The organism is Cryobacterium sp. TMT3-29-2 (assembly GCF_004564305.1).
In the GTDB taxonomy this organism is placed as follows: domain Bacteria; phylum Actinomycetota; class Actinomycetes; order Actinomycetales; family Microbacteriaceae; genus Cryobacterium; species Cryobacterium sinapicolor.
Genome location: NZ_SOGK01000013.1, coordinates 1 through 11,687 on the forward strand (window position 1 = coordinate 1; position 11,687 = coordinate 11,687).

10 protein-coding genes are annotated in these 11,687 nt (G+C 64.5%); 5 read left to right on the top strand and 5 right to left on the bottom strand.

Features of this window, described 5'->3' with window-relative positions; genetic code table 11:
• Positions 1-685 (bottom strand): DUF222 domain-containing protein (locus E3O67_RS01945; protein WP_135101654.1); only part of this gene is annotated, 685 nt, incomplete at its 3' end.
• Between the two features lie 439 nt (positions 686-1,124).
• Positions 1,125-3,446: an ATP-binding domain-containing protein gene (locus E3O67_RS01950; protein WP_135101656.1), complete on the bottom strand. Its 2,322-nt coding sequence runs from the start codon at positions 3,444-3,446 to the stop codon at positions 1,125-1,127.
• A 183-nt stretch (positions 3,447-3,629) separates the two neighbouring features.
• On the opposite strand from E3O67_RS01950, the gene E3O67_RS01955 reads away from it, so the two are divergent.
• Positions 3,630-4,172 carry a hypothetical protein gene (locus tag E3O67_RS01955; protein ID WP_135101658.1) on the top strand — a complete coding sequence of 181 codons (543 nt, stop codon included), beginning with the start codon at positions 3,630-3,632 and terminating at the stop codon, positions 4,170-4,172.
• A 218-nt stretch (positions 4,173-4,390) separates the two neighbouring features.
• Positions 4,391-4,537 (top strand): hypothetical protein, encoded by a 147-nt coding sequence (locus E3O67_RS16765; protein WP_166787050.1) that lies wholly within the window; start codon positions 4,391-4,393, stop codon positions 4,535-4,537.
• A gap of 84 nt (positions 4,538-4,621) precedes the next feature.
• On the opposite strand, the gene E3O67_RS01960 is transcribed toward E3O67_RS16765, so the two are convergent.
• From E3O67_RS01960 to E3O67_RS01970, 3 genes are all read right to left on the bottom strand, one after another.
• On the bottom strand, positions 4,622-5,515 hold the full coding sequence (locus E3O67_RS01960; RefSeq protein ID WP_241981929.1) for an LCP family protein: 894 nt from the start codon (positions 5,513-5,515) through the stop codon (positions 4,622-4,624).
• 149 nt (positions 5,516-5,664) lie between these two features.
• Positions 5,665-6,978, bottom strand: coding sequence for a UDP-glucose/GDP-mannose dehydrogenase family protein (locus E3O67_RS01965; protein ID WP_135101660.1), 1,314 nt, complete (start codon positions 6,976-6,978; stop codon positions 5,665-5,667).
• A gap of 135 nt (positions 6,979-7,113) precedes the next feature.
• Positions 7,114-8,481: an O-antigen ligase gene (locus tag E3O67_RS01970; RefSeq protein WP_135101662.1), complete on the bottom strand. Its 1,368-nt coding sequence runs from the start codon at positions 8,479-8,481 to the stop codon at positions 7,114-7,116.
• A 292-nt stretch (positions 8,482-8,773) separates the two neighbouring features.
• Here E3O67_RS01970 and E3O67_RS01975 point away from each other — a divergent pair, with 292 nt between their 5' ends.
• The 3 genes from E3O67_RS01975 to E3O67_RS01990 all read left to right on the top strand — a co-directional run.
• Complete coding sequence (locus tag E3O67_RS01975) at positions 8,774-9,064, top strand: hypothetical protein (protein WP_135101664.1); 291 nt, start codon at positions 8,774-8,776, stop codon at positions 9,062-9,064.
• 143 nt (positions 9,065-9,207) lie between these two features.
• Complete coding sequence (locus E3O67_RS01980; protein ID WP_135101666.1) at positions 9,208-10,230, top strand: tyrosine-type recombinase/integrase; 1,023 nt, start codon at positions 9,208-9,210, stop codon at positions 10,228-10,230.
• A 639-nt stretch (positions 10,231-10,869) separates the two neighbouring features.
• On the top strand, positions 10,870-11,687 hold an 818-nt coding region (locus tag E3O67_RS01990; RefSeq protein ID WP_135101668.1), incomplete at its 3' end, for a DDE-type integrase/transposase/recombinase.

Here is an 11,687-nt window from a genome sequence, read left to right on the forward strand (position 1 = left end):
ACGCGAACCCCTCACCGGGGAGCCCGCTCGTTTCGTCGGTGATCGCACCCGTCGCACTGGCCACCAGGGCACGCTCCGCGGTGCCCAGATCGTCCGGCGCGACCCGGGCAGCAACAGTGTCGAGGGCAGTGACGATGTTCTCGGCAGCATCGACGCCGAGGTCGCCGGCGGTGAGGGCAGCCGCCACGGCCGGGTAATACGGCGGGAGCATGCTGGTGCCGGCCAGACGCAGGGTGACGTTGTCGCCGAGGCGCACCCGCCGGTTCGCCTCCCGCGAGGAAACACGGGTCAGGCGGGTGATCAGGTCCGTGCCACTGGTCGCCCCGTTCTTATACGCGAGGGACTCGTGGCCCAGGATGCGCCGAGACCGCACCGCAATGTCGGCAGCGGATGCAACCCTGGCCGCATCGACCCTACGGCCGAGGTCTTCGACCGTGCCGAGCACCGCCATCGCCTCCGCCTCACTCAAAAGAGAGAAGGCGACCGAATCAAGCACGGACGCGGCCAGATCACGCGCCTGCTGCAGTCGCTGCACAAGGGGCAGCTGCACAAGGGGCTGTTGCACGAGGGGCAGCTGCACAAGGGGCTGTTGCACGAGGGGCAGCTGCACAAGGGGCTGTTGCACGTTGGAAGCCACCGCCTGCGGTGAGGTGGTGGGGTGGTGCGGAGTGGGGGCTCCTGCCATACCACTATAGTAAACGTGTACTAATCTAGNAGTAAACGTGTACTAATCTAGAGTCAATAGGTGCTGACTATTCATCGAAAGTAATTTGGTCAGCGTGGTGCAGCCTTGAAGTCGGCCGCGCATCGGTATCCGTAGCTGTGGCCGTCATACGCCCGGCCCTCTAACGAATTCGACGGAGATTTTGCCAATTTCGAGCCGAAACGGATGTTTTGGGCCGGGTTTGAGCAAAATCTCCGTCGAATTCGTTCGGCCGGGGGTCCGTGGCCGGGCTCGGAGACCGAGTCGCCGGGTTTCGACAGGCTCAACCACCGGGGGCCGGGCTCGGAGACCGGGTCGCCGGGTTTCGGCAAGCCCAACCACTGCGAAGCTCAACCACTGCGAAGCCCCACCACTGCGAAGCCCAACCACTGCGAAGCCCAACCACCGCCAAGCGACGAACCTACAGCCCCGCGGGCAGCGGAACGGTAGACACGAGATACAGCCGCTGCGTCGGCCGCGTCATCGCCACGTACAGCGCCCCGGCCCCGCGTGAAGACGCGGCCACGATCCCCGCCGGGTCCACCACGATCACCGCGTCGAACTCCAGCCCCTTCGAGTCCTGCGGGGTGAGCACCGCCACATCCTTGAGCAGCCCCGCAGCCCCAACGCCGACACTGACGCCAGAGGAACCGAACTCAGCCACCAATGAAGCAACAACCTCGGCCAGCAAGTCCTCCAGCACGATCACTGCAACGGTTCCCCCGAGGCCAAGCGAACGTTCCCGCCGAAAAGCCGAAACAACATCCGGAACCGTTTCAATCGGCCACTCGCTCGCCCGCACCGACCGCGCCGGCGTGATCGGCAGATCATGCGCCACTGCCATCGACTCCGCAGCCGAAGCGATCTGGCTCGGCGTGCGGTAGTTCACGGTGAGCTCCTCCAGCCGCCAGCGCGACTCCTCCTGCGACCCGGAGAGCAACGGTTCGAGAGCGTCGCGCCAGTTCGAGGCGGCCGCGGCCGACGCCGCCTGCGCGATGTCACCCACGATCGTGAACGAACGCAGCGGGCCGCGCCGCAGCACCAGCCGCCACTGCATCGGCGACAGTTCCTGCGCCTCGTCGACAACCACGTGCCCGTAGGTCCAGGTGCGGTCGAGGGCGGCACGCTCGGCCGTGGTGGCCCGGTCGCCCAGCTCGGCGAAGTTGTCGGCGAGCGCCTTGGCATTCACCAAGCCCTTCACCTCCATGTTCGAGATCGCCAGCTCGGCGTTCTCCACGTCGCGCTTACGCTGCTCCTTCTGCTCGCGCCGCTGCGCCGCGTCGACCACGCTGTACTCGCCCAGGTGCTCGGCCGCCTCGTCGAGCAGCGGCACGTCCGAGATGGTGAATTCGGCATCCCGCGGGCGGTGCAAAAGCGCGCGCTGCGAGGGTGTCCAGGTGGGGGTGAGCTGCGCCAGCCACTGCGGACGCGCATAGAGGTCTTGCACCAGCTTCTCGGGCGTGAGCGGCAGCCAGGCCGTGTTCAGCGCCACCCGCACGTCGTCGGCCAGGCGCAGGTCTTCACGCAGCATGGGCAGGTCAGTGTCGTCCATCGACCGGCCCTGGGCCTTCAACTGCGCGAGCCACTCCCGGGACAGCGCGGCCAGCGCGTGCTTCACGAACGTCACCCGGGCCTCGTTGTGCGGCTTGCCGCCGGCCCGCGCCCGGTGAATCGCGGTCTCGATCAGCTGCGGCTTGAGGGTGAGCCGGTCACCGTTCACGACCAACACCTGCGCCGCAGCCGGCACCCGCTGCCGCGAGCGCACGGCGCGCTGCACGAGCCGGGCCATCGAGGTCTGGCCCTTGATCGCAGCGACGGCTGGGGCATCCTCTCGGGTGGCCTCGATGCCCGGGTAGAGCTGGCCCACGGATGCGAGCACCACCCCCGTCTCACCCAGCGACGGCAGCACCGCCTCGATGTAGTTCAGGAAGGACTCCGACGGCCCCACGATGAGCACACCCGAATTCTTCAGCCGATCGCGATGCGTATACAAAAGGTACGCCGCACGGTGCAGGGCCACGGCCGTCTTGCCGGTGCCCGGCCCGCCCTGCACAACGAGCACACCCTTCAAGTCTGAACGGATGATGCGGTCCTGCTCCGCCTGGATCGTCGACACGATATCGCTCATGTGCCCGGTGCGCTGTGCGGTGAGGGCGGCCAGCAGTGCGCCCTCCCCCTGGTGCAGGGTTGCCGAATCACCCTCGAGAAGGGCGGCGTCGAGGATCTCGTCCTCGATGCGCACAATGTCGCGGCCCTTCGACAGCAGATGCCGGCGGGCCCGGGCTCCGAGTGGCGTGGCCGCGGTGGCCTGGTAGAACGCGCTCGCCTGCGGCACCCGCCAGTCGAGAAGGATGGGCTGCAGGTCTTCGTCGCGCAGTCCCAGCCGGCCGATGTAGCGGTAGACGGAGGCATCCGTCGAGCCGGAGGAAGACGAAGAGGAAGACGAAGAGGAGGAAGACGAAGAGGAAGACGAAGAGCCAGACTCAGACTCGTCAGGGTCGGCGGCCACTTCGAGCCGGCCGAACGCCAGCCGGTCGTCGACCTCGCGCAGCTGCACGATGCGATCCTCATAGAGCCGCGCGAACGTGTCCCGCTCGGAGCGGGACTGGTGGTTGCCGCCCACGTCGAGCCGTCGCACGGCCACGAGCTGCTGCTCGGCCTCCCGCTGCAGCGCGTCGAGACGCGCGTACAGGTTCTTGACATACTGCTGTTCCCGCTGAAGCTCCTGGTCGACCACGTTCACACCCCTTGAAATCCGATCTTCAAGTTTACTCGGCTCCGAACAGTCGCCCGACTCGCAAAAAACAGCAACGCGATCAGCAGCGGGGCCTCTAGGCTTACTCCGCGTGGGGGTGTTCTGCGCACGGACAAGGCGCGCCGCCGAAAGGCAGCGCCCATAACACTTGGGGGCGGCATGCTGCGCAGATTGAATCGTTACAGGGGCCGAGCACTCGCTGGAGCCGCCCTGATCGCCGGCGTGCTGATGGTGAGCGGATGCGCCGGCGACTCCGAGGCACCGGGCGGCAGTCCGAAACGTGCCGAGGAAACCACGACCACCCGAACCGTCGATGCGGCCATCGCCGCCATGGACCCCTCCCTGATCGACCACGTCGACCGGGTGATGAATAGTTTGGTGGGCTGCCTGGGCCCCGACGGCAGCCCGCAGCCCGCAATGAGCGCCTGGCAGAACATGCGCTACGTCTGGCTCAACAACGGAACCGAGTCCGTGGCCGTGGCCGACGCGCTGGTCACGAAGAAGGAAGAGGCCGGCTGGACCACGGCCGCGACGGGCAACGACATCCCGAGCGCGGAGTCCGGCGGTTCGATAACAGTGACACTTATTCCGGCGGGCGACTCCGACGATTCACCCGGGCTGAGAATCTCGACCGGGTCGAACACGGCGGTCCCTCCCGTGATCTACCTCAGCTCCACCAGCACCTGCTTCGACAACACAGTGCTCCTGCCCTAACACCCGCACCGCGCAGTGCACTTCTGATCAGGCGCGTATTTGTGAGGACACCGCGCCTCGGGGCACCTGCCACCGGATGTCTTCCAGACACGCCCACAAGGCCGCCGCTCCACCACGTGATTCTCCGCCATCTGGCGGAAGCCAGCCGGTGCACGCCCACCCCGTTTTGGGGACACCGGATCGTGCTTCACGCCATCACGCGCGCCATAAGCTGCAATGTGACCAAGATTCGCCCCGAGCAGATGGGGCACAAAGTACTGCTCCGACGCGGGCGAAGCTACAAGCGACTTCAATACGCGTTTCTTTTCGTTGCGGCCGCCGCCGCGGGAATCGCCGGTTTTGCCGCCATCACGATGACGCTCTAGCGACACTGCGCTGGTTCTACGCACGCAGAAGGTTTGGGTCCCACGGGCGTCCGGGCTCCCATCGTGCAACGTGGCGCTGGCCCGTCAATCCATCGTTTGCAACTCCGGCTGGTACGCGTCGAGGGTGTCCGTCTGGAACCCCTGCTGCACTTCCTTCAGCTTGTCTTGGTCGATCACGACGATCGACTGTCCGTCGGGTGAGGTGCCGGTGCCAGTCGTCGGCAGCGTGAAGAACGTGACGTCGCCCACGCGCACGTCGCGCAGCTCCACTGCCAGTCCGGCCACGTAGGCCGAGTTCAGCCCGTCGTCGACGGAGAGATAGGGGGCAACCGCCCCGACCAGGCCGCTGATTTTGGCGGGGTTCGTGAGGGTTTCCGCCGTCAGCGACTGGCCGAGAACGGCCTTGATGAAGGCTTGCTGGTTGCGTGCGCGCTGAAAGTCACCGTCAGAGAATGCGTAGCGTTCCCGCACGAAGGCCAACGCCTCAGTGCCGTTCAGGCGGTGGGTTCCCTCGGCGAAGTAGCGACCCTGCAGCGAGGACGAGTCGAAGCCGACCGGATTGTCGACGTCGACGCCGCCTAGGGCATCCGTGATGCCCTTAAAACCTTCGAAGTCGACTATGGCCACATGGTCGATGCGCGCACCGAGCAGGCCCTCGATGGTCTGCACGGCAAGAGGCACTCCGCCGTAAGACATGGCGGCGTTGATCTTGGCCTCACCACGGCCCGGGATTTCGAGCCAGCTGTCACGCATGATCGACATGACGTAGATGTTCTTGCGGTTCGCCGGCACGTGCACCACCATGATGCTGTCCGAGCGCTGGCCGGACAGGTCTGCGATCGACCCATCGTTGGTGCCTCGCGTGTCAGAGCCGAGCAGGAGGATGTTCTGCCCGCTCGTGCTCAGCCCGCTCGCCGGGTCAGCAGGTGCCGCCGTTGGGCGAGCCGCCTCGTCGGGAAACACATCTGGAAGCTTCACCGTCTGACTGTCGAAGGTATTGCTGAGGCTCCAGGCATAGACACCCGCAGCCCCGGCAACGAGCAGCATCACTGCCGCGATGGCGATCAATGCAATCCGCCACCCCCGACGTTTCGGCTTGATCACCGGGCCGCGAGACACATCAACCATCACGGTCGACCGAGCCCTTGGTAGGTCCAGCCCGCAGCACGCCACGCGGCTGCGTCGAGTGTATTTCGACCATCGATGATTATTGGCACGCGCACCAGACTAGCGGCCCAGACCGGGTCGATCTGCTTGAACTCGGCCCACTCGGTCACCAACACCACCGCGTCCGCGGCGCGCAGGGTCTCCTCGATGCTGGTCGAATAGGTGAGCTGCGGATGCCGAAGGCGCGAGTTCTCGATCCCCTGCGGGTCGGTGGCCATCACGTCGGCGCCGAGGCCCCGCAGTTGCACGGCCACGTCGAGGGCCGGCGAGTCCCGCACGTCATCGGAGTGCGGCTTGAAGCTGAGCCCGAGCACGGCCACTTTGGCCGTGTAGACGGGCTTGTCCAGGGCCTGCAGGGTCATCGCGACGACCCGCTGGCGCTGCCGCATGTTGATCGCGTCGACCTCCTTCAGGAAGGAGACCGACTCGCCCCGGCCGAGTTCTTCGGCGCGGGCGGTGAACGCGCGGATGTCCTTGGGCAGGCAGCCGCCGCCGAACCCGACGCCGGCGTTCAGAAAACGGCGGCCGATGCGGTTGTCGAACCCGATGGCGTCGGCCAGCTCGGTGATGTTCGCCCCGGAGACGTCGGCGATCTCACTCATCGCGTTGATGAAGCTGATCTTGGTGGCCAGGAACGCGTTCGCGGCGACCTTCACGAGCTCCGCGGTGGCGTAGTCGGTGACGATCAGCGGCGTCTGCGCTGCCATGGCCGAGGCGTACACCTCATTCAACTGTGCCGCGGCATGTTCGCCGGCCGCGCCCGCCGGCACCCCGTAGACGAGGCGGTCGGGGCTGATGGTGTCTTTCACGGCGAGCCCCTCCCTCAGAAATTCGGGGTTCCAGGCCAGGCTGGCCCCGCAGCCGGATGCCTCGATCACGCCGGCCAGGCGGGCGGCGGTGCCGACCGGCACGGTGCTCTTGCCCACAACCAGGTCACCAGCGGCAAGGTGAGGCAGCAGCGACTGCACAGCCGCGTCGACGTAGCTGAGGTCGGCGGCGTGGCTGCCCGCTTTCTGCGGAGTGCCGACCCCGACGAAATGCACCTGCGCGCCAGCGGCATCGGCAATGTCGGTGCTGAAGCGCAGCCGGCCCGACGCCATGGCCGATGTCAGGATCTCGGGCAGACCCGGCTCGTAGAACGGCGGCTTGCCCGCGGCCAACTGGTCAATTTTGCGGGCATCAATATCGATGCCGACCACGTCATGCCCCAGTTCGGCCATCGCCGAGGCGTGCACCGCCCCCAGGTAACCACAGCCGATCACCGAAATCTTCATGAGTTCTCCATGCGTTCAGCCTATTTGCGACTGCGCGCCCGGTGAACCAATACCGTGCCAGCCCCGGTCACGGAATCGGGCACTTCTCCGACGCCAGAGTGAATATAACTTCACTCGACAAACGTGGAGCAAGACCTAAACGGCTTTGCGCGAAACCTCGCTCATCGGCAACACGGCTGGCCCACTTGTGAGGCCAGTAAGGTCAGCGCCTAATGCACGCGAGGCCGCCGTAATCCGCGGCGGCTCTAGCGCGCGCGAAGTAATTCCAACTGCGAGGAGAAGGATTGTCGTCCAGGCTATGCCGACGAAAGGGCCATTGGGTTCCAAAAACGCAGAGGCGATCGAAACGGCAAGGATCAGATGCGCCGCCTTCCCCGCCGCGCCGAACTGCTTGGGTGAGATAGTCAGGCACCGCCTGGCGATACACCAAAACGCCCACAGCACGGGGAGGCCGCAAAGAAGTCCGCCCGCGACAAAGAATGTCAGGAGGGCTACGTGAGGGGCTGGCCCGTATTCGGCTTCGAATTGGCTCAGCCCCGAACCAAGGACTGGATGCGTCAAGATGGAATCGAGGGAATCCTGAAAGAGGCGAGCCCGGCCCGTGGTGAGGTCGCCGCCATCTCCGGAAGAAGTGAATCGTTGAAGCGTATTGAATGTAATCCCGGCATTTTCGGCCAGCGTGACCGCGATCCATCCCACTAAGGCGATTGCCGCGGCTGGCACCGCTCGCACCCAACCCCAACGCGCGCCGACAAGAAGTGCGAGCCCCAATGCCACAACCCCGCCGCGCCCACCGCTGAGGCCCATGGCAACCAGGCAGACCATCAGCGCAACCACGAACCGACCCGAGCGCGCGCCCTTGTGAATGCTAGCCCACGCGACGACCGCTCCGATGGCGAGCTGGTACGTGACCAGTGTCGCGGACGGTGAGAGCCCGGTGAGCCTAAGGAACCCGCCATTTGTCTGCGGCGTGATCGTGCTGTATCCAAATCCAGCGAGGATGAGCACTACCCCGCTCAGTGTGACCCCTACCAAATATCCGTTCATTAGCGCCCACGGATTGGTCAGGCGTGAAAGCACCATCCACCCGACTATGAGCCCGAGCAGCATCGTCACACCGAGATTGACAGTGCCCGACTCACCCGAGACAATTCCGAAGACGACGAGGCCGATAGCGGAAGCGCCCAATGGAACTGCTACTCGCCTGACTGCGGGCGTCCACAGATTCGCGTGTTCTCGCCCCGACTTGACCATGATCATAATTGCGACGGCCAATCGGGCGGCATCGAAAACCATCGGGTCGAGACTACTCACGGACCAGACCGGAAGAAGGGCGCCCCACAAGCCGATGAGCGCGCCGAGCGGCAAAACGACCGCGACCATTATGGTTGCGATGGCCGCAACCGCAACCAAGCCAATCGAGGTCGGCGCGGCGCCCAGCGCGCCGGCGAGCACAACGCCCGCCAGGACGCTGAGTCCGTAAAGAATCTTCCGGGAAGTCACCTGGTAAGGATACCGTGGCTATGTCGTTGCCAGCGCATGCGACGGCGCCCGGAGCTTGCCTCGGTGAAGACGCCGGAGCGGTCACATGCCGTGGCCTCGGGCGGCCCGGGTCAAATGGACCAGCTTGCAGCTGGTACCTGTCGAACGCAGGGATGGCGGATGACTTGGCAGGTGTCCCACCAATCTCCGATGATGTCGATGTTCGGGCCGAGAAAACGACCTCAGTTGATTCGCTGGCGGCGCCGCTTTCAGACCCGAACAGGCTTAGATGTCGGATTTGAGGGCCTTACGCGTGGTCGACCAAGAGATTCAGCTCGAACAGAACCATGTCGCAAGACTGTATGCGCGCCTCGACGCGCTGCAGCGGGAGGACGAGCAGCAGCTCGTGGCCGTGCGTCGGCTCGTGGGCGTGCGTCGGCTCGTGGGCGGCAACCATCAGGCACGCTCCGAGCGTGACACGTTCGCGCGTCTCTACGAGGAGCGCATAGCGCAGCTGCGCGAGGCCGACGACACCGCTGAACGCCTTGGTCAGGGCGATGGCCCTCCGCGGTTAGCCGTCCGAGCAGGTGGTTTTTCACTCTGATTATGCCGAGGGTGACGCTAAACCGAGGAACCGTGCCGATGGCGCTATTTCGCTGGGAACGGCTTTGACTTTCTCGGCTTAGTTCGGTGCCTACGTTGGCGTTACCTTCATCGTGTCCAGATGAGCAGTGAAGGGAAATTGCTATGGAAACGATGGTGGATGACATTGGTGTTGTCGTTGTCGAGGCGTTGAAAGCGGCCGGTTATGCGGAGTCGACGATTGGGCAGTGCCGAAAGTCGATTCGTATCTTGGCGCTCTTGGCGCGGAAGCAGGGCGGCCTCTACACGCCGGGCTTGGGTGCGGAGTTCGCGTTGATGACGACGAGGCCGAGAACGGGGATGTTCAGCGCTCAGCGCCGCTTCGACTACGGCCGGTTGGCGACACTGTTTGACTCGTATGTGTCGACCGGGCGGGTGAGCCTGGCGATGAGAAGCCGCGGCGGCGGCGTGGCGGTTCCGCAATGCGCCGACTTCGTCGCCCTCTGGGGAGCGTGGTCGGGCGATATGGAACGTCGCGGCTTGGCCACGGCTACCCGAAATGCCTATGGTCGCGCGGCCGGTGAATGCCTCCTCTTTTTGGAGGCGAGTGGAATCACGTCGTTGGAGGCTGCTGGCGGGATCACAGTGTTCGGATATTTGGAATCGTTGAGGGGCCGGTGGGCGCCCTCGGCGTTGTGGACGGTGGTGTTGAATTTCCTTCCGTTCCTTACCTTCGTTCAGCGGCAGGATTTGCTCGACGCGTTGAAGATGGCGCACGCCCGGCGGTGGCACCAGCTCGTCCGCTTGCTGGAGGAAAGCGACGAGCAGTTGGTCATTCGGGCGTGCACCCGTGGCGACGTTCCGGCCCGGGACGCAGCGATTACGTTGCTGGCGCTGGTGACCGGGCTGCGCGCCTGCGACATCATCGCGCTGCGTTTGACGGACATTGACTGGCGCAGCTCGACGCTCGGCATCGTGCAGCAGAAAACGGGCAACCCGTTGACGTTGCCACTGCCTGCGGTGATTCTCGGCAAGTTGGCCGACTATGTTCTGGGCGACCGGCCTGTCTCTGACGTGGAGAACGTGTTCCTGCGCGCGGTGGCTCCACACCTCGCGTTGGTCGATCATTCGTCGATCTATTCCACGACTCGGCGGACGTTTAGCCTGAATCCACCGGGCGACCTCTGAGCGGGTTCTCATTTCAGTTTGGCGGGGTTTCTGGTTTCGGGCATGGGTGAGGTCCGGGTCTCGCGGCCCGGGGCGTTCCACTGGTGGTCCTAATTGATGCCGATATCGGCTGGTTGGTCAGGTGGGGGCGGGTTGTCTCGGCCGGAAGTTCTGATTGAACAGGGCCGTCCAGGGTTTCTTCCAGGGCCAATGCTCGGGCAGGTGCAGGGTGATGCGCCGCGCAGAGGTCGAGATCCCGGCGGGGACGCTGACAAGCTTCGGGACTGCCACGGTGTCCCGCAGAAATTCCTCTCCGACAACGGGGTGGCGCTGAACTCGACATGATGAGAACAGCGATGAACGCCGCCACCCCTGGCATTGATGCGGTCGACCGCGACTGGCTCAGCGAGGAGAAATTGCAAATGCTCTACACACTCCACTAATCGTCGATTGGCGAGTAGCGCTTGGTGGTAGCGGTAGTCCGGCGAGTTGGTGTGTTATCTCGTGACATCGTGGACACTAAATCTCATCACTTCGCGGACGTTGAGTCTCATGGCTTCGTGTGTCCTGTCTCAACGCATCGTGGACACACGATCTCATGACATCGCGGACACCTTCTCTCACAGCATCGGAGACACTTGCGCCGGTGATAGTTGAGGAATGTCGAATTCTCTTTCACCCCAGACTCGTGCCGCCATCATGAACTACGACCCGACTCAGCCTCACGCGCTGTCGATTTTCGGGTTCTGCCGCTCTCTGAAGATCTCGCGGAGCGTGTTCTACAAGATCCGCGGGCGAGCTGTCCACGAGGCGGCTGCTGCGCTGCATCCCCGCTCCCGCGCTCCGAACGTCCCGGCCCGACGCTTTGGGCAGGTGGTCGTGAATGAGCTGGTGAAGATCCGCAAACAGCTCAAGTCTGATGGCTGGGATTATGGTCCCCGTTCGGTCTACTACGAAGCGGCCATGGATGACGGGTTCCCTGGAGGGAAGGTCCCCTCGGTGGCGACGATTGCGCGTCTTTTGGCCAGCGTGGGGCAGGTGGACGCGTCGCCGAAAAAGCGGCCGAAGTCGTCCTATATCCCGTTCGTGCGTGCGACGGTGATGTCGCTGTGGCAGCTGGACGCGTTCGAGTACCGGCTGGCTGGTGGGCAGGTCGTCACGGTGTATCAACTGCTCGACGACGCCAGCCGATACGACGTGGGCTCCGACGCGTATTCGCGTCATGAGAACAGTACTGATGCGAAGGACGTGCTTGAACGGGCTATTGCCGCATGCGGGGCACCCCGGGAAGTGCTTTCGGATAACTCCCTGGCGTTCAATCAGCTGCGGGCAGGCACGATCGGGTCCGTGGAGATCTTTCTGGCCTCGAAAGGAACCATGCCGATCAGTGGGTTGCCGGGCAAGCCCACCACACAGGGCAAGAACGAGCGCTCCCACCAGACGCTGATCCGTTTCCTCGACGCCGACCGACCGGCCAC

What these genes read in the sequence shown, in the direction of transcription:
- E3O67_RS01980 (WP_135101666.1), top strand. Translation starts at nt 9,208, where the DNA reads ATGGAAACGATGGTGGATGACATTGGTGTTGTCGTTGTCGAGGCGTTG.
- E3O67_RS01965 (WP_135101660.1), bottom strand. Translation starts at nt 6,978, where the DNA reads ATGAAGATTTCGGTGATCGGCTGTGGTTACCTGGGGGCGGTGCACGCC.